This is a genomic window from Allobosea sp. RCC_152_1 (genome assembly GCF_041360765.1).
Taxonomy (GTDB): Bacteria; Pseudomonadota; Alphaproteobacteria; order Rhizobiales; family Beijerinckiaceae; genus Allobosea; species Allobosea spartocytisi.
In genome coordinates this window covers 565,888-588,247 of record NZ_JBFUPU010000003.1, presented here as the reverse complement: position 1 = coordinate 588,247, position 22,360 = coordinate 565,888, and the positions used below count along the sequence as shown (strand labels likewise).

21 protein-coding genes are annotated in these 22,360 nt (G+C 66.0%); all 21 read right to left on the bottom strand.

Annotation, left to right across the window (positions count from 1 at the left end; translation table 11 throughout):
• Positions 1 to 142: 142 nt before the first annotated feature.
• Complete coding sequence (locus AB6806_RS14605; RefSeq protein WP_133565867.1) at positions 143 to 559, bottom strand: Rieske (2Fe-2S) protein; 417 nt, start codon at positions 557 to 559, stop codon at positions 143 to 145.
• Position 560: 1 nt separating this feature from the next.
• The gene (locus AB6806_RS14600) at positions 561 to 1,667 is read right to left on the bottom strand and encodes an amidohydrolase family protein (RefSeq protein ID WP_370954814.1); all 1,107 of its coding nucleotides are present in this window, start codon (positions 1,665 to 1,667) and stop codon (positions 561 to 563) included.
• Entirely contained in the window at positions 1,664 to 2,734 is a 1,071-nt protein-coding gene (locus AB6806_RS14595; RefSeq protein ID WP_370954813.1) for an amidohydrolase family protein, read from the bottom strand. Before AB6806_RS14595 ends, AB6806_RS14600 begins: the two co-directional genes overlap by 4 nt.
• Positions 2,731 to 3,987: an MGH1-like glycoside hydrolase domain-containing protein gene (locus AB6806_RS14590; RefSeq protein WP_370954812.1), complete on the bottom strand. Its 1,257-nt coding sequence runs from the start codon at positions 3,985 to 3,987 to the stop codon at positions 2,731 to 2,733. Before AB6806_RS14590 ends, AB6806_RS14595 begins: the two co-directional genes overlap by 4 nt.
• A complete protein-coding gene (locus AB6806_RS14585; RefSeq protein ID WP_370954811.1) occupies positions 3,984 to 5,051 on the bottom strand; it encodes an ABC transporter ATP-binding protein in 1,068 nt (355 codons plus the stop codon). Before AB6806_RS14585 ends, AB6806_RS14590 begins: the two co-directional genes overlap by 4 nt.
• Before the next feature lie 5 nt (positions 5,052 to 5,056).
• A complete protein-coding gene (locus AB6806_RS14580) occupies positions 5,057 to 5,872 on the bottom strand; it encodes a carbohydrate ABC transporter permease (protein WP_112762625.1) in 816 nt (271 codons plus the stop codon).
• Complete coding sequence (locus AB6806_RS14575) at positions 5,869 to 6,717, bottom strand: carbohydrate ABC transporter permease (RefSeq protein WP_370954810.1); 849 nt, start codon at positions 6,715 to 6,717, stop codon at positions 5,869 to 5,871. The genes AB6806_RS14580 and AB6806_RS14575 overlap by 4 nt, the downstream gene beginning before the upstream one ends.
• Before the next feature lie 14 nt (positions 6,718 to 6,731).
• Entirely contained in the window at positions 6,732 to 8,024 is a 1,293-nt protein-coding gene (locus tag AB6806_RS14570) for an ABC transporter substrate-binding protein (protein ID WP_370954809.1), read from the bottom strand.
• A complete protein-coding gene (locus AB6806_RS14565; RefSeq protein WP_370954808.1) occupies positions 7,996 to 9,075 on the bottom strand; it encodes a LacI family DNA-binding transcriptional regulator in 1,080 nt (359 codons plus the stop codon). Before AB6806_RS14565 ends, AB6806_RS14570 begins: the two co-directional genes overlap by 29 nt.
• 472 nt (positions 9,076 to 9,547) lie before the next feature.
• Positions 9,548 to 10,021 (bottom strand): DUF4189 domain-containing protein, encoded by a 474-nt coding sequence (locus tag AB6806_RS14560; protein WP_370954807.1) that lies wholly within the window; start codon positions 10,019 to 10,021, stop codon positions 9,548 to 9,550.
• Between the two features lie 9 nt (positions 10,022 to 10,030).
• Positions 10,031 to 10,702 carry a hypothetical protein gene (locus AB6806_RS14555; protein ID WP_370954806.1) on the bottom strand — a complete coding sequence of 224 codons (672 nt, stop codon included), beginning with the start codon at positions 10,700 to 10,702 and terminating at the stop codon, positions 10,031 to 10,033.
• 13 nt (positions 10,703 to 10,715) lie between these two features.
• Entirely contained in the window at positions 10,716 to 11,294 is a 579-nt protein-coding gene (locus AB6806_RS14550) for an invasion associated locus B family protein (protein WP_133565753.1), read from the bottom strand.
• Positions 11,295 to 11,302: 8 nt separating this feature from the next.
• The gene (locus AB6806_RS14545; RefSeq protein WP_370954805.1) at positions 11,303 to 15,349 is read right to left on the bottom strand and encodes a YadA-like family protein; all 4,047 of its coding nucleotides are present in this window, start codon (positions 15,347 to 15,349) and stop codon (positions 11,303 to 11,305) included.
• Positions 15,349 to 15,768: a hypothetical protein gene (locus AB6806_RS14540; RefSeq protein ID WP_142023265.1), complete on the bottom strand. Its 420-nt coding sequence runs from the start codon at positions 15,766 to 15,768 to the stop codon at positions 15,349 to 15,351. Before AB6806_RS14540 ends, AB6806_RS14545 begins: the two co-directional genes overlap by 1 nt.
• 313 nt (positions 15,769 to 16,081) lie before the next feature.
• Positions 16,082 to 17,134: a LysR family transcriptional regulator gene (locus tag AB6806_RS14535; RefSeq protein WP_185748065.1), complete on the bottom strand. Its 1,053-nt coding sequence runs from the start codon at positions 17,132 to 17,134 to the stop codon at positions 16,082 to 16,084.
• 245 nt (positions 17,135 to 17,379) lie between these two features.
• On the bottom strand, positions 17,380 to 18,108 hold the full coding sequence (locus tag AB6806_RS14530; protein ID WP_142023267.1) for an amino acid ABC transporter ATP-binding protein: 729 nt from the start codon (positions 18,106 to 18,108) through the stop codon (positions 17,380 to 17,382).
• A gap of 7 nt (positions 18,109 to 18,115) precedes the next feature.
• The gene (locus tag AB6806_RS14525) at positions 18,116 to 18,826 is read right to left on the bottom strand and encodes an amino acid ABC transporter permease (protein WP_038367065.1); all 711 of its coding nucleotides are present in this window, start codon (positions 18,824 to 18,826) and stop codon (positions 18,116 to 18,118) included.
• Positions 18,826 to 19,524 (bottom strand): amino acid ABC transporter permease, encoded by a 699-nt coding sequence (locus tag AB6806_RS14520; RefSeq protein ID WP_038367067.1) that lies wholly within the window; start codon positions 19,522 to 19,524, stop codon positions 18,826 to 18,828. Before AB6806_RS14520 ends, AB6806_RS14525 begins: the two co-directional genes overlap by 1 nt.
• 32 nt (positions 19,525 to 19,556) lie before the next feature.
• The gene (locus AB6806_RS14515) at positions 19,557 to 20,369 is read right to left on the bottom strand and encodes an ABC transporter substrate-binding protein (protein WP_142023268.1); all 813 of its coding nucleotides are present in this window, start codon (positions 20,367 to 20,369) and stop codon (positions 19,557 to 19,559) included.
• Positions 20,370 to 20,384: 15 nt separating this feature from the next.
• Positions 20,385 to 21,605 (bottom strand): aspartate transaminase, encoded by a 1,221-nt coding sequence (locus AB6806_RS14510; RefSeq protein ID WP_142023269.1) that lies wholly within the window; start codon positions 21,603 to 21,605, stop codon positions 20,385 to 20,387.
• Entirely contained in the window at positions 21,602 to 22,261 is a 660-nt protein-coding gene (locus AB6806_RS14505) for an RraA family protein (RefSeq protein ID WP_142023270.1), read from the bottom strand. The genes AB6806_RS14510 and AB6806_RS14505 overlap by 4 nt, the downstream gene beginning before the upstream one ends.
• Between the last annotated feature and the right edge of the window lie 99 nt (positions 22,262 to 22,360).

Here is a 22,360-nt window from a genome sequence, read left to right as displayed (position 1 = left end):
AACGTTCGAATGTCGGCTATCGGCGCGAGACCCAAGGTCGGCTTTTGGCGCTTCATGGAGGGATGAGTCAGCTTGAGGCGCACTTTTAGAGCATGATGGTCTTTGCCAGGACGCTTGCTGCAGCTTCAGCTCTGCGAATGAGTCATGCTTCGACGATGAGATAGTCTTTTTCGATGAAGACTGGCACGGTCTCGGCCTGATAAGGGCCATCGAAAAGATCCTTGCCGGGCCGGACCTCGACCTCGTAGCGTTTGGCACGGATCCTGTCAGGCTCAGCGCGCGATTTGCCCGTGCGGATATCGAACTCCCAGCCATGCCAGGGGCAGCGCAGGATCTCGCCGCGCCTGCTGTAGCTGTACTGCCCCGGCTCCACCCCCGCCTCGACCAGCCCGGTGGTGCGGCCCATGCAAAGGTCTCCCCCTTGATGCGGGCAGCGATTGAAAAGGCCGAAGAACTCGCCGCCCAGATTGAAGATCACGACCTTGCGGCCAGCAACCTCGGTGACGAGACGCTGGCCGGGCGGCAGGTCCGCGGCAGGGCCGATGACGTATTTGGCCATTTCAGCCCCGTCCGTAGAGCGCCTTGGCATTGTCGAGGAAGAGCGCTTGCCGGGCAGCATCGTCGAGCTTGACCGGCACGGCCCAGAGCGGGTCGTCGAAATCCCAATGCGGATAGTCGGTGGCGAAGAGCAGACGATCGATGCCGATCCATTCGACGATGTCGTGAAAATGCTTGCGCTTCTCCGGTTCCTCCATCGGCTGCGTCGTCAGCCAGACATGGTCGCGGATGTAGTCGCTCGGAGGCCGCTTGAGATGCGGGGTCTCGCTGCGCAGGCGGGACCAATGCTTGTCGAGCCGCCAGCCAAGCGAGGGCAGCCAGGCGAGACCGGCCTCGATCAGCACCATCCGCGTGCCGGGATAGCGCTCGAACACGCCCTCGATCACCATCGAGGTCAGCAGCGCCTGGCAGCACTGCGCATGCCCGACCATCTCCTCGATGTAGTAGGACGGCCACCCTCCGGCGGTGACGGGATAGCCGCCATAGCCGAAGGCATGCACGCCGATCGGCAGTTTCGCGCGCTGGGCGGCCTCGTAGATCGGCCAGTAGCGGCGCTGGCCGAGCGGCTCGGCGGTGCGGCTGAGCAGCAGCACCTGCACGAAGGCCTCGTGCCCGGCCCAGTGATCGATCTCGGCTGCCGCAGCAGCGCCGTCCTCATAGGGCACGACGATCGAAGCCTTCAGCCTCGAATCCTTGCTCGTCCACTCGGCCACCTGCCATTCGTTCAGGGCACGGGCGAGCGCAGCGGAATAGTCGAGGTTCTGGGCCGCGCCGGCGGCCGGCGCGATCACCGTCATGATGCCGAGCTCGACCTTGTTGGCGTCGAGATGCTGCGCCTGCATGAAGGAGAGATCGGAGCCGGGGCGGCCGTCCGGAGGCCAGGAATCGAGACGCGCGGCGTCCGGCTGGCCCTTGGGATAGGCCGGGCCGCTCTGGTAGCCGTGGCGCGGCAGCATGCCATAGGTCATGGCGTGCTCCTGCCAGCGCTTGGGCAGATAGGGCAGGATGTCGGCGGGTTTGGCCAGACAAGGATGGATGTCGCAATCGGCGATGATCGGCCTGACGATGGTGCTTTCCGGTTTCGGCCGGGCGGGCAGCTCCATGTTCATGCGAAATCCTCCTTGAGACGGGGATAGGTCGCGAGCGGATTGTCGATCAGGATCTTGGTCTTGAGGCTATCGGGCAAGAGCGGCGGCAGCGCGTCCTGGCCGTCGAACTGCCAGTGCGGATAATCGGTCGAGAACAGGAGAAGCTCGTCCGATCCGGCCTGGTCGAGGATGCGCAGGAGGGCGTCGCCCTCCACCGGCGCGTCGACCGGCTGCAAGGTGAAGCGAACCTGCTCGCGGATGATCTCCGGCGGCGGCCGGTCGACCCAGGGGATCTCCATGCGCAGGCCGCGCCAGTATTTGTGCAGGCGCCAGAGATAGGCCGGCAGCCAGGTGAAGCCGGACTCGATCAGCACGACCTTGAGCGAGGGGAACTTGCTGAACACGCCCTCACAGACGAGGCTCGTCAATTGGGTCTGGAAGCCCTGTGCCTGGTTGACGTAATCCTCCGTGAAATAGGAGGGCCATCCCACCGGAGTCACCGGATGGCGATAGGTCGAGCCGGCATGGATGCCGACGGGCAAGCCATGGCGCGCCGCCGCCTCGTAGATCGGCCACAGGCTGCGTCGGCCGAGCGGCTGGTCGGCGAGACAAGGCAGGAGCACCTGCACGAAGCGGCGGTCGGCGGCGCGCCGCTCGATCTCGCCCGCCGCTAGCGGCGGGCTCTGGATCGGGACGACGATCGAGGCGCGCAGGCGTTGGTCCTTGTCCAGCCATTCGGCTGCCAGCCAGTCGTTGAGGGCGCGGGCGAAAGCCGCGGCCATGTCTTCGCTGAACAGTGTGGTGACAGCGTAGAGGCAGTTCAGGATGCCGGCCTGGCTGCCGAATCCGTCGAGCGCCTGCGTGCAGAGCCGTTCGCGGCTCGACCCGGCTTTGGCGCCTGCGACGCGCCAGTCCGGTCGCGAGGTCAGGGGCGCGTGCAGCGGATAGCTCGTCGGTTCGAGATCATGGACGCCGCGTTGTGCCACCGCATCGGCCCATTGCGGGTCGAGATAGGGGATGAGCGCGGCGATGCCCGGCACCGCCGGATGCAGATCGCAGTCGATGCCGCCGAGCGTGAGGACGCTCATCTCTGCGCCTCCTCGCCGAGCAGCAGGTCGATCGCCGCTGTCCAGGAGAAGGTCCCGCCGCCGATCCCGGCGCTGTCGATCGGATTGAAATACTCGCTGAAGCCGGCGTCCCCGATCAGCCTGCGGGTCTCGGAGGCTACGGAATCGGCCGTCGCGTCGAGGCCGGCCTCGCGCAGGCCGCGCGCGATCATCCAGTTGACCACGGCCCAGACCGGCCCGCGCCAATAGCGCTGCGGCTCGAAGCTTGCCGCATCGGGATCCGTCGAGGGAATGAGGCCGATGCCCCGCCACCGCCAGGCGTCTATCCTTTCGGCAAGGGCGGCAGCGTGGTCGTGCAGCCCGGCGAAGAGCGGCAGGAACCCTGCTGAGGTCCGGACCGGAATCAGGCCCCCGCCGATCAGATCGCGCGTGAGGTAGTGCCCGAGCGGCTCGTCCCATAGCCCCGCGATCACGGTTTCCTTGCGCGCGATCCGCGAGGCGATCGTGTCGCGTTCCTCTGCTGTGCCGAAACGCTCGGCCAGAGCCAGGAGGTCCCGTTCCGCCCGCAGCAGGATCGCATTGGTGCCGACATCCGCGACCTTGAAAGGGGAGAGCTGGAGCATGCGTACGGCGTCCCACCCGGTCCCGCGGAACAGATCGACCAGATGGATGAAGCGCTGATACTCGACGCCCCGCGGGCGGAAGGCGGCATCGACATGGCCGGTGTCGCGGCGCCGGATCTCGGTTTGCGTCTCGGTCGGGACGCGTTCGAGCGCGGCGTCCCAGGCCGGGCTGTTGTCCATGCCGGTTTCCCAGGGATGCAGGGTGGCGACCAGCCCGGTGTCGTCCGGATCGCGCGCGCGCTTCCACCAGAGATGGTTCGCGACGAGCTTTGGATAGATGGCGCGCGCCCTCGCAATGCCGTCTTCTCCGTGCCGCTCCAGCACGAAGCGGGCCGCGGTCGCCAAGACGGGCGGCTGCGGGATACCGGATGTCGGCGGGGTGCGGGCGATGCCCCAGACGGCGGGACCGGGGAAATAATCGTCGGACGGGGCGTGGAAGACGATTTGCGGCACCAGCCCGTCCTCCCATTGCCCCTCCAGCAGTCTTTCGATCTCGCGCCAGGCCCGGTCAAAGTCGAAGGTCGCCCATCCCATCGCGACGAAGGCGGAATCCCAGTTCCACTGGAAGGGATAGAGACGGTTCGTCGGGACCGTATAGCCGCCGCGATCATTGGCGGCGAGGATGGCGCGGGCGGCCTCGATGCGGCTCATGAGCGGATCTCCAATGCATGCCCAGCTGCGTTCATCCAGCTCAGCCGGGTGCGATCGGGCTTGAGCGCGATTTCGCTGCCGGGGACCAGGGGCGGCAGCGGGCCGGCGGCCGACAGCACGACGCGCATCGGCTGGCCGCCGGCCGCCATCCCCGTCAGGAGGATCTGAGGGCCGAGCAGTTCCGCGACCTTGAGGATGAACGGGAAAGCATCCTCATCGGCTGCGGCGAGCGCGACATCCTCCGCGCGCAGTCCGAGCAGGACCCTGTCACCGGCACCCTGCGGCACTGGCAGGGCGAGCCCGCCGAGATCGGCATGGCCGTCTCGCACCGGCAGTTCCAGAAAGTTCATCGGCGGGCTGCCGACGAAGCCGCCGACGAAGCGCGTGGCAGGGTGGTCGTAGATGGCGGATGGCGTGCCGATCTGTTCGATGCGCCCGCCATGCACCACCGCGATGCGGTCCGCCAGCCCCATCGCCTCGGTCTGGTCATGGGTGACGTAGATGGTGGTGGTGCCCGCTCCGCTCAGGACGGCCTTGAGTTCGGCCCGCATCTCGAGCCTGAGCAGCGCGTCGAGATTGGAGAGCGGCTCGTCCATGAGCAGCACCGCCGGCTCGACAGCCAGTGCGCGCGCCACCGCGACCCGCTGGCGCTGGCCGCCGGAGAGCTGCGCCGGATGACGCTGCAGCAGCGGCTCGATATGAAGCAGCGCCGCAGTCTTCTCAACCTGGCGCGCGATGCGGGTCTTGTCGGCCTTGGCCATGCGCAGCCCGAAGGCGACGTTCTCGTAGACGGTCAGATGCGGGAAGACGGCGTAATTCTGGAAGACCATGGCGAGGCCGCGCTTGCGCGGCGGCAGAGCGGAGACGTCCCGCCCGCCGATCAGGACGCGCCCGCTCGTCTGGCTTTCGAGCCCGGCGATGATCCGCAGCAAGGTCGTCTTGCCGCAGCCCGAGGGGCCGAGCAGCGCGAGGCATTCCCCATCGGCGACCGAGAGGTCGAGTTCCGCGAGAGCCGTGACCTCGCCGAACCGCTTGGCGACTCGTTCGATGGTGATGGTCGCCATGGCGCCTACCGGTTGCTGATGCCCCACATCGCGAAGAGGCGACGCCGGACGAGGAAGATGAAGAGAACGGAGGGCACGATCAGCACGAGCCCTCCGGCGAATTGCAGATGCAGCGGCGATTCAGACAGCACCGACAGGAGATAGGCGGTGAGCGTGCGCTGCCTCACCGTCAGCACCGAGGCCGCGAAGACCTCGTTCCAGGACAGCACGAAGGCGAAGATCGAGGCGGCCGCGATCCCCGGCAGAGCCAGCGGCAGCACCACGCGGACGAAGCCGGTGAACCGCGAGCAGCCGAACACCCAGGCAGCCTCCTCGAGCTCCTTGGGGATGCCCATGAACAGGCTGGCGCAGACCAGCGTGGCGAACGGCGTCGCCAGCACGGCATGGACCAGCGCGACGCCGAAGGGCGTGTCATAGACGCCGAGCCTGATGAAGGAGACGGTGAGCGGCAGCGCCAGGATCGCGACCGGGAAGGCGCGCGTCATCAGAATCAGCACGCGATAGGCACCCGCGCCCCGGAAGCGGAATCGCGCCAGCGCGTAGCCGGCGGGCACGCCGAGCGCGAGCGCCATCACCATGGTCATGGCGGCCGCCTTGATGCTGACCCAGGTCGCCCGCCAGACGCCCTCGATGGCAAGGAAGCTCCTGAGCGCCTCGAAGGAGGCGCCGAAGGGCGTGAACGGCTTGGGCCATTGCGAGACGATCTCGCGGCCGCCCAACGCGCCTAGCGCGAGCAGATAGATCGGCAGGAGCGTCCAGACGCAGAGCACGGCGACGCCGGCCCAGAGCATGGCGCGGTCGGAGCGAGTGGCGCCGGTCATGCCCGCTGCTCCGTGGGCGTGCGCAGGGCAACGAGGTAGAGCAGCGTCGCCGCAATCGAGATCGCCATGACCAGCACGGCATAGGCTGCCGCCACGCCGTAATCCTGGCTGAAATATTGGGCGTTGAAGGCCTCGCTGACGAGGACGGGGAAGTTGCGACCTCCAAGAGCCAGCGCCATCGCGAACATCTCGAAGGCGAGCACGGTGCGCAGGATCAGCGCCGTCTGGATGGAGGGCTTGAGCAGCGGCAGGGTGATGCGGACGAAGCGCTGCCAGGGCGTCGCGCCGAAGACCTCGGCCGCTTCCTCGTATTCCTTGGGCAGGAGCTGCACGCCGGCGAGCAGGATGACGAAGACGATCGCCGTCGCCCGCCAGATCTCGGCGACGACGATCGCAGCCAGCAGCGCGGCGGGCGTCTCATAGGTCAGCCAGGCTTGCGGCTGAGCGATCAGCCCGAGCTTGAAGAGCACCGAATTGAACCAGCCCTGGTCGTTCAGGATGGCGAGCCAGACGAGGCCGGCCGCAAGATCGGAGATACCGAGAGGGATCGACCAGACCCAGACGAGGAGGTCGCGCCCGCGCCGGATCTTGCGCAGCATCATCGTCATGCCGAGCGCGAGCGCCAATTGGAGCGGCACGGCGAGCAGCACAACCTTGAAGGTGTTTCCCAGCGCATCCTCGAAATTGAGGTCGCTGGCCATGCGCGAGATATTGCCGAAGCTCCACGCTCCGCCGTCCTGGAAGGCCAGCACGGCGGTCTGTACCAGCGGGATCAGGAACAGCCCCGTGAGGAAGAGCGCCGAGGGCGCGATCAGCAGATAGGGCAGGAGCTTGGGCTCGCGCATCGTCGCCGACCGGCTCACTGGATCGGGCAGGGGCCGTCGCTCGGCTTGTCGGGCAGCCAGCAGGCGGCCTTCGTCTCGGTGATGATGCGCTTCAGCGCCTCACCCTGCCGTTCGAGCGCAGCCTTCGGATCTTCGCCGCGCAGGACGATGCGCTGGAAGGTGTCGAGATAGACCTTGTCGAACTCGCCGCCGCGCTGGTCGAGCCCGACCGGCAGCAGGCTGACCACGGCGTTCGGTGCGCTCGTCATCTTCTGCACCGCATCGATCTCGAGCTTCAGGCCAGGATCGACATCGGTCGGCAGATCGACCTTGGCGACGGGAAAGAAGGCCACTGCCTTCGCGGTCTTCACCTGGATGTCGGGACGAGTGAGGTATTCGATCAATTGCTTGGCCTGCTCGGCTTGCGGTGCGCCCTTGGCGATGGCGAGGCCGGCGACGACAGGCATATAGCCCAGCCCCTTCGGCCCGGACGGGGCCGGGAAGGCGACGAAGTCGTCGGGCTTGCGCGAGAGCGCGTCGATCAGCCTTGCGACATGGTCGAAGGCGACCCAGACGTCGCCGGACAGAAGCGGCTCCTGCATGAAGCCGTAATTGGTCGAGTTCGGATTGACGGTCTTCCACAGCTCTCGGAATTTCGTCCACATCGCCACCGCCTCCGGCGACTTGAAGGTCGTCACCACCCCGCCGGTATAGGACGGGTAGAGATAGCCCTCGAAGAAGCGGTGCATCAGCCCGGTCGGCCCGGCCGGGAAGCCCAGCATGCGCTTGCCGGTCTTCGCTTGGATATTCGCGCCCCACTGAGCGAGCTGGTCATAGGTCAGCGCATTGATGTCCGCGCCTTCGGGCAGGAAAGGCAAAGCCTGCTTGTTGGCGACCATGATGTAGGTCGCCTGCATCCACGGGATGAACATCTGCTTGCCGGTGCCGAGCTTGCCGGCCTCGACCATGCCGGGGTTGAGCCCACGATCCTTCAGCTTGGCGAGCACGTCGTCGAGCGGCACGAGCGAATCTGCCGCCAGCGGCTGCAGCTCGCCGTGGAGCGCACCGATCAGGCTGGAAACCGGCTTGCCGGCCTGCTGCTCGGCCCGGATATGGACGCCGAGTTGCGGTGGCTGTTCGGTGACGAAATCGGCGCCGCCGGGAAAGTCCTTGAGGATCTCGGAGCGCATCTTCTGGGCGGCCTCGATCGGCCTCAGCTGCGTCGAGAGGAAGACGACCTCTGCGGCCGCGGGTTTGGCAAGACAGGCGAAGGTCAGGGCGGCGATGGCAGCGGTCCGCCTAAGCCAGGTCGTAGGGCCTTGCGTCATCGGATGTCTCCTCCCTGGAGATGCTGCGGCTCTTGAGGCGGCCGCTATCGGTGGGAACCGGTCCATCGGACCGGCGGGGAACGAGGGTGGCGCTGCGCAGCTCGGTCATTGCCGCGCCGTCGCGGCCGGCGAGCTGGGCCAGCAGCATGTCGAGCATGCGCGCGGCGGCGCCTTCGATATCGGGGTCGAAGCTGGTCAGCGGCGTCGCCACGTAGTCCGCGATCGGCGAGTTGTCGTAGCCGATGATCGAGATGTCATGGCCAGCGCGCAGGCCGAGGTCGCCGAGCGCATGCAAGGCGCCGATCGCGAGGCGGTCGGTGGCGCAGAGCAGGGCGGTCGGCCGCTCGGCGGCTGCCAGCAGATCATGTGCCAGCCGGTGGCCGTTTTCCTCGCTCGGCTCGGCGAAGCGGGAGGGGCCGGGCGCCGCGCCGGCGCGCGCCAGGGCTTCGCGCCAGCCGGCCTCACGGAAGAAGCCGAAGCCGTATTCGAGCGGCGCTCCGATGAAGCCAATCCGGCGATGCCCGAAGGTTAGGAGGCGCTGCGTCGCCTCCTCGAAGGCCTTGGCGCCGTCGATATCGACGCTGGCATGCCCGCCCGCACGCGTGCGGCCATGGGTGACGAAGGGCAGGCCCGACGCCTTGAGATAGTTTACACGCTCGTCGTCGAGCCGCGTGCGCGCCACGATCATCGCATCGACTCGCCGGTTCTCGACGAATTGCCTGTAGAGCACCAGCTCCTCCGGCCCGCCGCGGGCGCTGGACACGATGAGATCGAGCCCGGCCTGCGCCAGCTGCGGACCGATCGCGGCGATCAGCCTCAGGAAGAAGGGCTCGCCCAGCTGGCCGGGGCCGGTGGGCAGGACGATGCCGACCGCATCGCTGCGGCCGCCGCGCAACCGCCGCGCCACCGCATTCGGACGATAGCCGATCCGCTCGGCCTCTTCGATCACCCGCCTGCGCGTCGTCTCGGCGACGTCGCTATAGCCGCCGAGCGCCCGCGAGACGGTTGTGACGGAGAGGCCCAACGAGGTTGCGAGCTTTGAGAGCGACATCTCCAAACGCTAATCCGAAACGTTTTGGATCGTCAATTAGGGGCTTGTTGCTTGGCTCGTATCCTCTGCCGATAAGCGCTGCGCCAATGGGCTGTCACAGGAGATTACCCCTGGAGGCGCCCCTTCATCCGCGCCGCCAGCGTTCCCGCCTCCGAAGGTCTGCTTTCCGTCAAGGAGCCAATGTCGGTTGTTGGCGCATCTCGGATAAGAAACGAGTCGCCCACTATCGGTGGTTTCAGGCCCTCGCAACCACCGATGCAGACACTCCCGCGAGCCCGCTTCGGGAGTGTTCGTTTTTGTAACCCCGCCAAGGGTTTGCCGCCCGGTCTAAGCGAGGATCGTGCCGAGTTCGCCGCGCAGCGTCGCAAGTCGTCGCGTAGCCCTGTCCGTCCATGCGACCGACTGCGTCGAGCGTGGCAGGGTCGAAATGGTTTTATCGCAGGCGACCCAACCCGTTTCTTCGAGCATCGCGTCAGGTGCACACCCATTCGCGCACGACACACCGCGTGCCTATCCGCTCGCAAGCCTGCACAGCTCGATCCTCGGCCTGCTGGCGCGTCGGCGCGGCCTTTGCGCTCCACGGCGTGATGCGCTCGCCCTTGCCCTCGGCCACGGCGAGCGCGCCGCAGTGATGGTAGGGGAAGCCGGTGTGATCATCGTCGTCCCAATGGCGATGATTGCGAAAGACGCTCACGACGACGCATTCGTCGCCTCCAGCCCGCCGGCAATGCGCGAGAGCCAGGTCCGCCGCCTCCTGCCGCTTGTCGGCGCCCCAGAAGAAGCCGTGCTTCTGGTCGGCACTCGAATAGGCGATCGCCGCCCAGATGCCGCTTTCCTTTGATGCGGGCGGCCCCTTGACCGGTCTGGTCTGAAAATCGGCTGCGCCGAGCTGACCCGAGCAGGCGAGAAGCACGCCGATTGCTGCAATGGCAGAACCGAGTTTCATCTTGGCTCCTTATTTTCGGGCGGCCGAGGCTACGGAAACGACGACGCAGCCACTCGCCGTCGGGAGGAGCATCGCGTTTCCGCCATTATTGGCGAGAGCGTAGACGGCGACTTGCCCAAGGTTGCTGGCGAGCCGGCTGCCTTGCGGGAGAACGGAGGGAAGCTCGGCGCATGAGGCGGAGAAGGGCGCCACCCGAACCATGGTGCCTTCGCAAGCCGACTGCGTCGGCGCGGCGAAGATAATGCCGGCGGCCGGTCCGTTATAGTTTTGGGTGGTGTAGCTCATGCCGACCAGGGCTTGCACGGCGTGACGATCCGCAGCTTCGTTGCTCCAGGTCGACTGGACGTCGTATTTCGCGCCGCTCGTCAGCAGCTCTCCGAGAACCGGAAACACCGTGGAGCAACTCTTCAAGCCCGCCTGCCTTGCATGTTGCAGGAAGGGCGTTTCGGGGCGAGCCTGATCGGCCTTGTTCGTTTCCGCGATCGCCGATTGCGAGACGAGGTTTCGGATTGCGCTGTAATTCATCGAGCCGTAGGCGAGCCCACCCAGGATGACGACGCCGATCGCCGAATAGATCGCGATCCGGGTCCATTTGGGTTTGGGCGCGAGGCGGTCGTCGACCTGGCCTGACCGGTCCTGCTGGCGCGACATGATCCGGTCGTGGATGGATTGCTGGTTCATCGGGACTGCCTGTTCATCTGATCGCCTCGACTGCCTTCGAGAGTCCTCTGAGGGTAGCCGCCGAGATCGTGGTTGTTCCGCGGGGCGTCTCGTAGGAAATCTGCGGCAGCGTACCCTTCGAGATTTGCTCTCGCACGACCGGCCCGACCGGCAGCATCCCGACGCAGACCGTCGCATTGCAGCCATCGAGCTGCACCTTGAGCGGATTGGCCTGGCCCTGGAATTTCAGCGATATCGGGCCGGGATTCGTCGCATCCGGCGCAGTGCGCAGAATCATGTAGGGCTTGCCGTCCTGCGTGGCCGCAAGCGACCAGCTAAAGGCCAGATGGCCGGCCGAATCCTCGATGGTCTGCGTGACGTTGCAAACCTTCCGACGGGTCTGCAGGTTTTCGTCACAGATCAGCGTCCAGTTCTCGAAGGGTTGGATGATGCGCCGGTAGGCTCCCAGCTTCACATCCGGCGGCACCGCCACGTCGGAAGGCTTGACCCTGTAGTTGGCGCCGGCCGGCGCCTGTCCAGCCGAGTATTGGCCGGACAGGAACAGGCAAGCCATGGCCATGAGCCAGAGGGAGAGGGCTCGCTTGCCGACCATGCCGCCGCTCAGTTCAGAGTGAGGCTGACGCCGGCGCCCACGCCCCATTCACCCCCGCTGGTCGCGCCGGTCAGGTTGGCGCGGACGCGGCCGTTCTCGCTGGTGTAGCCGGCGCCGAAGGCGAGTGCGCCCTCACCGCGCCAGGCGCCGCCGCCCGCTGCCACGCTGAGCTTGCCGGGACGATCGTCGAAGCGCAGCGACGCCGCGGCAAGCCCGACCGCTGCGGCCTGCCTCGCCTCCTGGCGAGCCGCACGAATGCCCTGGTTGAGCTGCCCGAACTTCTGATCGGTGTAGGCTTTGCCGGCCTCGGTCACATTGGCGAGCTGGCTGTCCGTATAGGATTTGGCCTCGGCAACGCCCTTGTTCAACTGGTTGACATTGACCGCGTCGGTCCCTGCCACGCCCTCGGCAACTTTGGAGATGACGACCGGTGCGTTGGGATCGCCGCCCTGCAGCGTGATGCTGTTTTTCTTACTGCCGTCGATATTGGTGTCATAAAAGACGGCGCTGTTGGTGATGTTGCCGATGCCGCTCTGGAGGCTCTCGATCGCCAGGTTGCTGGCGTAGAGCTGCGAGCCGTTGATCGCGTCGGTGCTGGTCGCCGAGATCCGGCCGGCCGCGACGTTGGTCAGCGTTCTCTCCGCGCCCACGGAACCGATGCTCACGGTGCCGACCGGTGCCGCGCCCGCGAAATTATAGGTCGTGCCCCGGATGGTGGTGCTGGCGGTGCCGACGGCCGCATCCGTCGCGGAGCCCGCGCCCAGCGCGACGCTGTTGGCGTTGTTGCTGATTGCGCCGGCGCCGAGGGCGAGAGATTGGATGCCGTTTGCTGTCGAGTTCGTGCCGAGGGCAACGCCGTCGGCAAGATTGACCGTCGCGTTCTGGCCGATGGCGATGCCGCCCGGTGCCGTCATCTGCACGATGGCGCCATTGCCCATGCCGATGCCGTTGTCGCCGTTGACGGTGGTACGCGGACCGACCGCGACCGAATCGAGGCCGACGGCCGCCGAGTCGGTCGCGGTCGAATTGGCGTGGAAATACATCGTTCCCGTCACCGCGAAGGAGGCCAGCGAGTTCTTCAGCTGACGTAGCGTGACCGCGTCCTGATCCTCAGTGCCGTCGGCGACATTGATGATCTGGCGATAGGAGGAGGCGGTGCCCACCGAAAGCGCGCCGAGCAGCGTCTTGTCCGTGGTGTTGTAGAGAACGATGCCGGTGCCGGCGATCACGGATCCCGACGTCGGCGCGATGGCGCGATCCGAGAGGGAATCGGCGCCGAGCGCGATGCCGCCGAGGATGGTGGCCTGGCTGTTGCGGCCGAGCGCGAGCGACCCGTCGGCGAAGGCGGTCGCCTGGTAGCCGACTGCGGTGGAGCCTATCCCCTGAGCGGAGGAGTCGGCGACCGCAAGCGTCCTGTCGTTGGTGCGAACGTACCGGATGCCCTCGCCGTTGGCGTCCGTGTAGACGGTCGAGACATTGCCGGCGATGTTGTTGATCGTCGAGCCGAGCGTGGCGATGTTGGTCGTGTTCGTCGTCACCTGCTGATTGGTCGCGAAGAGCTGCGAGCCGTTGACCGCGTCGGTCGAGGCAGAGGTGAGCTGCCCGGCCGCGACGTTCTGGATCTGGCGCTCGGCGCCGGCCGAGCCGACCGAAAAGGCGCCGCCCGCCGGGTTCGCACCTGCGAAGCTGTAGGCGGTGCCGCCGATCGTCGCGCCCGCCACCGCCGTCGTCGTGCCCGACACCGAGTTGAGGCCGATGGCGACGTCGCCGGTGTTGACGGACCTCGCATTCGGGCCGATGGCGACGGAATCCGTCCCGGCAGCCACCGAATCCGGCAGGGCCGAATTGGCGTGGAAATACTTGATGCCGCCGCCGGTGGTGATGTTGTTGACGGTGCCGGCGAGACCATCGACCGCCTGGTTGGTGGCGAAGAGCTGCGAGCCGTTGATCGCGTCGGTCGAGCCGCCATTGATCCGGCCCGCCGCGACATTCGTGATGGTGCGCTCGGCCCCCACCGCGCCCACGCTCACGGTCGACAGCGGAGTGGTGCCGGCGAAGCCATAGGTCGTGCCGTTGATCACGACGTTCGCCGTCGGGACCGCAACGGCCGTGACTGCGCCGGAACCCAAGGCGACATCGCCGGAGCTGGCTGCCGCCGTCGCGCCGTTGCCCAGCGCGATGTTGCCGATGAAACCGGCCGCACCGGCGGTGGAGCCATTGCCCAGCGCCACTGAGCCTTGCCCGATCGCTTTGTTGTTGTTGCCGATCGCGACCGCGCCGGCGGCTTGGTTGGCCGCCGTGGCGGTCGCCGTGCCGTCACTGTTGGCGATGTTGTTCGCGCCACCGGTGAAGGCACCGGTGCCGCTGGCGTAGCTGGGATCGCCAATGGCGACCGCGCCGTCGCCATATGCGACGTTACCGGCGCCGATGGCGACGGCCTTGCCTCCGCTCGCATTCGCTCTGGTGCCAATGGCGACGGCATCGGCAGAGCTCGCAGAGGACTGGAGACCGACTGCAACGGCGTTGGCCGCGGTCGCCCCGCTTGCACGTCCAATCGCAAGGGCGTCGTTCGCGGATGCCGTCACGTCCGTGCCGATGCCGATGGCGCTCTGTGCGCTGGCGCCTGCTCCAACGGTGCGCGAGCCGAGATAGACGGAGTTCAACCCGGACGCGCTTGCCGAAACGCCGAGAGCGGTACTGTTGATTCCGCTAGCGGTTGCGCCCAGTCCCAGCGCGGCTGCGTTCGTGGCTGTGGCGGCGGCGTTGTTGCCGAGCGCCGTGGTTGAGACGGCTGTGGCTTGGGCTCCCGATCCCGCCGCGACGGCGCCTATTCCACTCGACACAGCCGAATTGCCCAGGGCCAGCGCGAAGTTGCCCGAAGCGACGGCGACGTTGCCAAGTGCTGCCGAGTTGGTCCCGCTGGCATTGGCCTGGGGACCAACCGCAACAGTATTGGCGGCGGTTGCCATGGCATGGAAGCCGATCGATGTCGTTGCATTGGCGGCGACGCCGATGCCGGCGTTGGTGCCGATCGCAATATTGTCGTTGCCCGTGACGAGGTTGCCTGCCGAAGCTGAAAGCGTACCGTCGTAAGTGGCGGTGCCGTCGCCAGTTCCCATAGCGAGGTTGCGTGCGCCGGTAACGCCCGAGCCGGCGCCTCTCATGACGCTGGGAATGCCGCTGCCGATAGCGGTGTTCTGTGCGCCGCTCACCAGCGTGCCGGCCGCGACGCCCATCGCGACCGAGCTGGAATTGCCGGTGGTCGAACCGGCGCCGGCGCCCTGCCCGACCGCAACCGTGCTGCTCCCGATCGCGAGAGCCTGCGCACCCAGTGCGAGCGAACTGTTCCCCGTAGCCCGGGCGCCGTTGCCGACGGCGGTGGCGGCGCTATTGGAGGCTTCGCTGAGGCTGCCGATCGCGACAGCATTGGCGGAGGTCGCCTCGCTCGATACGCCAACAGCCGTAGCGGCAGCGCCGGCAATGGCCGTGGAGCCGATGGCAGTCCCGTTCGCCCCGTTGGCGGTGGAATTGACACCGAAGGCCGACGCTCCGTCCGCGAGCGCCTGGGCCCTCCCGCCTATGGCGAGGGCATTGACGCCGTTCGCGCGCGCGAAGACACCCATGCCTATGGCGTTGAGGCCACTGACAGCCATCGAATAGCCGATGGCGATCGTAGCGTCGCCTGTTGCGTTGTTGGAGGTGCCCAATGCCACGCTGTTATTGCCATTCGCCGTGGCAGCGTTGCCGATGGCGACGGCGTTGCCGCCTGTCGCCGAACCGCCCCATTGTGCATTTTGCGCCTGCGCCGGCGCCGAGAAGGTCAGCACGGCGAGCGCGGCCAGGCCGCTGATCGCACCGGCCGAACGTAACCCTCCGCCAATCCCCAATGTCCCAAGCCCCAGCCCCTTGCGGCTGAGGCCGAGTACGCGATGGGCCATGCGCAGCACCGCCATCAGCCGGCGTCGCAGAGCGCGGCCGTCGCCGCCTGAAATCCAGTTGCCGGCGAAGCCGCCGCGCAATCCAGCTGGCGCGCGTCTATTCGTGCAGTCGGTCATCAGCCCACGTGCTCCTTGGCCCCGCTCGAAAGCTCTCGATGTGCCGCATCGGCTTTGGCGTTGATCTGATCGGTTTGGTCGCGCTGTTCCTTCAGCGTCGCGGCAATTTTTGTTCCGTGCTCTTCCGCCAGATCGAAGGCTCGTTCGATCCATGGCTCGCCGGCTTTCGGCACGGTGCGCAAGGCCGCGTGAGCGCGCTCGGGCGGCAGCTTCCGCCCGACGAGGGCATTGCAGGCCGTGAAATGGAGAGCCGGCTCCCGCTCGGCGTAGAATGGGGCGGTCAGGCCAAGGACAAGCCGTGCGAAGAGGAAATCAATCTCCGGGGCTGCCAGCCGATCAGCGTATTGCCGCTGTAAAGCGGTCCAAGCCATATCGGATTTCGAGCAAATTAATTCAAATTCTGAAGTTATTTCGCTCATATGCCAAGTCGACCGCCATGCAGATGACCATTTGGACATCTGTTGCTACTCATGACTGCGCGTCTGCGTAAAGCGCCAATTTTGCCTCTTTGAAGACACGAAATTAGCGCATTGCGCCGCAGCATAGGTTACGGCTCATGAAAAGCGGCAAACGTTAGCCGCGAGGCGCTTTGCATGCGCCTTGTGCCTGATTGCCATGCTTTATGCGCATGAATTGCTTCTCATCGACGGCGGGGTGCGCGCCTGCGCATGCCTCGCCATTTAGGCCTCAGTGGCTCGACCTTTCCTGATGCGCCGCGGAATCACCCGACGGTCAGGGTCTTTCGCCTTCCCCGCCTTCCCCGTCTTGGCCCGAGCGGGATTCGCGTTGCTCGAACGCTCTCAAGGCATCGCACACGGCTGCAGCGAACGCCGCGGCGGCCGGCGACAGGTCGCGGTCGGGCAATTTGCAGCAGGCGAGCACATTCCGCGAAAGAAGAGCGTCGTCGATTTCGACATGGCTCAGTCGCCCCCGATCCTCCTTTTGCTCTCGCCCGGTCACGACGCTGACCCCGACCCCGCATTCCACAAGCGAATGGATCAGCTCGAAGGAGTTCGTCTGCACGATCTGGTTGACCCGTGCCTTGGAGCCGCCGAATGCGATATTGAATATCTGCCGTATAAACCCCGAGCCATCGGGCAAGATGAGATTGTGTCCGCCGAGGTCTGAAAGCGTGACGGACGGACGCGCCGCGAGAGGATGATCAGGCGAGGCGATCATATACATCTTGAGAGGGATACTCTCCATGTATGAAAGCTCTGCTTCCGGGGAGAAATTATAAGCAACTGCGAAATCTATATCGCCATCCTTCAGCCGCGAAACGAGCTCCCGCGTGCTGTCGACCTTGACGTCGAAGGTTATATTTGGATGGGCCTGATGAAAATCTTTGATTGCCTCCGGCAATATGGTGTTTACGATCACATCGTTGAATCCGACCGTCACGTGCCCGCGCCCGAGACCCTGCAGCGCAATAATTTCATCGTTTGCCATGCGCAGTTCGTTGATCGCCGAACGCAGGCGGGACTGCAGGATGCGTCCCGCTTCCGTCAGTTGCAGCCCGGCTCGACCGCGCGCCCTTTCGAACAATTTGACGCCGAGATCGGTCTCGAGATTGCTGACCTGCCGGTTGATCGCCGACGCCGCGATGCGCAGGGATTCCGCCGCAGCGCGAAAGGAGCCACGCTCGGCCACCTCGGAGAAGTAGCGCAGCGTGGTCGAACCCACCAATTTAGGAATCACCGGATGCTCCGATAGCCATGCAACCGCCTGGTTTCCCGTCAAAAAGTCATAGGGATTGCGATCCTGATGGCGAACAGCTCTCGCCATTCCGTCCATAAGGCGCGATTACGTTAGGCGACTGTCAATCGGTGGGCTTGTCCCGGCACGCATCGGCGGGGCAGGTTGCAGTTTGAGGTGCGTCATCGCAATCACCGCTCGCTCCCTCGTCGGTGTCCGCTTCCGGGCAGTGCCCCAATGTCTGGTTGTGGTGCTCGGTTCCCGGGAAATCGTTCTGTTGCCGTGGGTTACGCTCCCTGATGGCTGCCATCGAGGTCCCTATCTTCGCCAGACACTCAGGTCGCGCCGACTTTCTGGAGGAATGCTCCCAGTCGTGACTGCGCTGCGCGACCCGCGAGTTCCGCCGGTTTACCACGCTCGATCACCCTGCCGGTTTCCATGAACCAAATCTCGTCCGCGACCTCGCGGGCGAAGCCGATCTCGTGGGTGACGCAGATCATGGTCATACCCGCGGCTGCGAGCCGCTTCATTGCGGCCAGTACCTCGCCGACCATTTCGGGATCGAGCGCGGAGGTCGGCTCGTCGAACAGCATGACTTCCGGGTCCATCGCCAGCGAGCGGGCGATGGCGACGCGCTGCCTTTGCCCGCCCGAGAGCAGGCCGGGCATCTCGTTTGCCTTCTCGGTCAGCCCGACTCGGGCAAGTTCCTCCATGGCGCGCTCGCATGCCGCCGCCTTCGACAGGCCGCGCAATTTGGTCAGGCCGAGCGTGATGTTGCCGAGCGCGCTGAGATGCGGGAACAGGTTATAGGCCTGGAAGACGAAGCCGACGCGCTGGCGCAATCGGTTGATGTCGACGCTCCGGGCGGCGATGTCGGCGTCGTCCACAAGCACGCGCCCGCCTTGGATGGTCTCCAGACGGGTCACGGTGCGGATCAGGGTCGACTTGCCCGAGCCGGACGGGCCGACCAGGACCTTGACCTCGCCGCGCCGGACCTCGCCGGAGATTCCGGCGAGCACCTGAAGCGTCCCGAACCATTTGTCGACGTTTTCAAAGCGGATCATGGCTTCCTCACGCCGCGACGACGATGCCGGGCGCGCCACCACGGCCGGCCGAGATGCGCCGCTCGATCAGGCGCGCCAGCGAGGTCAGCGCGAAGCAGAGCGCGAAATAGGTCAGCGCCAGGATGCCGTAGACCTCGAAGGGCTGGGTCAGCAGGACGTTGTTGACCTGCGCCGCCGCGAAGGTGAGCTCATGGGCGCTGATGACATAGCCCAGCGAGGTTTCCTTGATGGTCGAGACGAACTGGCTGACCATGCTCGGCAGCATGTTGTGCAATGCCTGCGGCAGCACGACCTTGATCGTCGTCGGCCAGTAGCGCAGGCCGAGCGAGGTCGCGGCCTCGGTCTGGCCCTTGGGCAGCCCCTCGATGCCGGCGCGGATGATCTCGGAGAGATAGGCGGCTTCGTAGACGACGAGCGCGATCACCAGCGTCTCGACCCCGCCGACCGCCCGGCCGATGATCAGCGGCGAGAAGAAATAGGTCCAGAAGATGAACATGATCAGCGGCAGGCCGCGCACCGTGTGCACGATCGCGGTCGCCGGCAGGCGCAGCCAGCGATAGGGGCTGAGACGCGCCAGCGCCAGGCCGATCGCGAAGGGAAAGCACAGCGCCAGCGAGAGTGCGGCCATGAACAGCGTCATGACGAGGCCGCCGATCGGCCCGTGCGGATACTGCCCAACAAGGAAGAGCAGCCAGTTGTTCTGCAGGATCTCGAGCATCAGCGCGTCTCGAGCCTGAGGCGATGGCCGGACCAGCTGCCCAGCGCCATGATGCCGAAGGAGATGGCGAGATAGATCGCGGTCGCGACCGCGAAGGCCTCGAAGGTCTTGAAGGTGTAGCTCTCGACCTCGCGCGTCCGGTAGGTCAGCTCGCCGACGCCGATCGCCATGGCGAGGCTGGTGTTCTTGAACAGCAGCAGGGTCTGGTTGATCAGCGGCGGCACGGCGATGCGCAGCGCCTGCGGCAGCACGACATAGCCCATGGCGCCGAGATAGCCGAAGCCGATCGAGCGGGCCGACTCGTACTGTGCCTTCGGGATCGAGCGAATACCGCTGCGGATATCCTCGGCGACATAGGCCGCCGCAGCGAGGCCGAGCGCGATCGCCGCCAGCAGGAACTCGCCGTGATGGGCGTTGATCCACTGCCGGGCAGGGCGCGGCAGCAGCGAGGGCACGCCGAAATACCAGACGAAGATCTGGACCAGCAGCGGCACGTTGCGGTGGTACTCGACATACAGAGCCACGAACCAGCCGAGCGGCGGGAACGGAATCATCCGGACAAGCGTCAGGACGATCCCCATCGCCATGGCGAGGCACCAGGCGACCGCCGTCAGCGCCAGCGTGGTGGCGATGCCGATCAGGAACCAGTCGAGATATTTCCCGGTCAGCACGCTGCCGATATCGAAGACATAGCCCATCGATCGGCTCCCCTCCGATGCCCTGCGTCAGATCAGCCCCTGATCTCTTCGATCTTGTAGTCGCGCTTGATGTCGAAGGCCGTGCCCGGGCCGAACCACTTCGAGAAGATCTTGTCGATCTCGCCGGAGTCTGCGGCCTTGGCGAGGGTTTCGTTGACCAGCGTCTTGAAGGCCGTTTCGCCCTTGCGCAGGCCGAGCCCCCAGGGTTCGACGAAAAGCGACTTCTCGATCACGACCATCGGCACCTTCGACTGCTTGGCGAGCTTCACCAGGATGAGCTCCGAGCCGCAGAAGGCATCGACCTTGTCCTGCGCCAGCGCCAGGAAGGCGGAGGAGGTGTCCTGGAAGGTCACGGTCTCGGCAGTCGGGATCAGCCGGCGCACGCCCTGTTCGGAAGACGAGCCCTTGATCGCCGTGATCTTCTTGCCGGCCAGCCCCTCCAGCGTGGTGATGCCGGTTTCCTTGGTGGTCAGCAGCTTCTGCTGGCTGACGAAATAGGAATGGGAGAAGTCGATCTGCTGGGCGCGTTCGGGCGTATAGCCGAGATTGGCGGCGAGGATGTCGACCCGGCCCTGCAGCAATTCGGGAATACGCGCCTCGACGGCGATGCTCTTCAGCTCGAGCGGAACGCCGACCGCATCCGCGACCTTCTTGCAGATGTCGACATCGTAGCCGACGATCTCGCGGGTCTGCGGGTGCTGGAAGGAGAACGGCTCGGAGGTGCCGAGCGTGCCGCAGATCAGCTTGCCGCGCGCCTTGATGTCGGCGAGCTGGTCGGCCTGGGCGGCTCCGGAGAGGCCGGTAGCGAGGGCGGCCGCAAGGCCGAGAACCGAGAAGAGCTTCATCGTCATCCCCTGTTGTTATGATCGTTGCAATGCGTCGCAGGCCGTCTTGATGCGGGCGCAAGCCTCCTCGATCGCGCCGAGCGAAGTCGCGATCGACAGGCGCAGATAGGGCGAGAGCCCATAGGCCGAGCCGTCGAGGACGGCGACGCCGGCGTCTTCGAGCAAGTAAAGCGCGACATCGAGGTCGCTCTGCAGCACCCGCCCGTCCGGCCGGCGCCGGCCGATCAACCCAGTGCAGCTCGGATAGACGTAGAAGGCGCCGTCGGGCTTGCGGCAGCTCATCCCGTCGATCGCGTCGAGCAACTCGACCGCGCGGTCGCGCCGCTGTCGATAGGCCGAGCGCGCCTCGCCGACAAAGCTCTGATCGCCTTCGAGCGCAGCGGCAGCCGCCGCCATGCACATCGAGGCGGCGCCTGAGGTCGTCTGCGACTGGATGATGTTGATCGCGTTGACCAGCGCCTTCGGTCCGGCGCCGTAGCCGATGCGGAAGCCGGTCATGGCATAGGTCTTGGAGACGCCGTTGACGAGCAAAGTGCGCTCGCGCAGTTCGGGCGCAATCGCGACCGGGCAGACCGGCTCGCCGCCGTCGAAGCGGATATGCTCGTAGATGTCGTCCGTCATCAGCGCGACGTGAGGATGGCGCTTCAGCACCTCGGTCAGCGCCGTCATCTCGTCGGCGGAGTAGAAGGCGCCGGTCGGGTTCGACGGCGTGTTCAGGAGCAGCCAGCGCGTGCGCGGCGTGATCGCGGCTTCGAGCGTCTCGGCGGTGAGCTTGAAGCCGGCATTCTCGCCACAGGCGACGATGACGGGCGTGCCGTCGCAGGCGAGCACCATGTCGGGATAGGATACCCAATAGGGCGCGGGCACGATGACCTCGTCGCCCTCGCCGATGGTCGCCGCCAGGGCGTTGAAGATCACCTGCTTGGCGCCGCTGCCGACCACGATCTCGTCGGCGGCGTAGGTCACGCCGTTCTCCCGCGCGAACTTGGCGATGATCGCCTTGCGCAGGCGGAGCGTGCCGTTGACCGGCGCATAGCGGGTCTCGCCGGCCGCCATGGCGGTGGTCGTCGCCTCCCGGATATGGGCAGGCGTGTCGAAATCGGGCTCTCCGGTGGTGAGGTCGATGATGTCGCGCCCTTGTGCCTTCAGCTCCTGAGCGCGCAGTCGCGCCACCATGCTGGGCGAGGGCTTGATCCGGCTGACGCGCGCGGAAAGCGGGATGGCCGATACCGTCACGACGCAGCCTTTCCGGTCTTCATGTAGAAGCTGTCGACGCGCCCTTCCGCGATCGCGGCGAGCGCGTTCGCCTCGCGCTCTTCCTGCTGGCGGACGAGATCGAGGAGTTCGGTCGCGTCGGCCCGGTCGAAGGCGACGATGCCGTCCGCATCGCCGACCACGACGTCACCCGGCATCACCACCATGCCGTCGATCGAGACCGGGACGTTGATCTCGCCCGGCCCGCTCTTATAGGGGCCGCGATGGGTCACGCCGCGGGCGTAACAGGGAAAATCTGCCTGCTGGAACGCATCGACGTCGCGGATCGCCCCGTCGATGACGAAGCCGGCGACACCCATCGCCCGCGCCCGGCTCATCATGATCTCGCCGACGAGCGCCTGGGTCAGGTCGCCACCACCATCGACGACGAGGATATCGCCCGGGCGCAGCAGCTCATAGGCGCGGTGCAGGGTCTGGTTGTCGCCCGGCCTCGTCTTCACCGTCACGGCCGTGCCGAGAAGCCGGCCGGAGCGATGATAGGGCCGCAGCGCCCTGGTCCCATGCAGGCGGTTCATCACGTCGGAGATGATCGAGACGGGAGCGGTCCGGAAGCCGTCGAGGATCGCCTCCGGCACCGCAGGGCTGTTCGGATTGGTACGGTGGCCGATCAACGACATGGAAGATTCCGTCCCCAAGAGCTTGGTTTCGGGAATCATGTGACATGGCGAGAATGACAGAAAGCGAATATATTTCTCACAAGCTATCGCTTTTCTTCA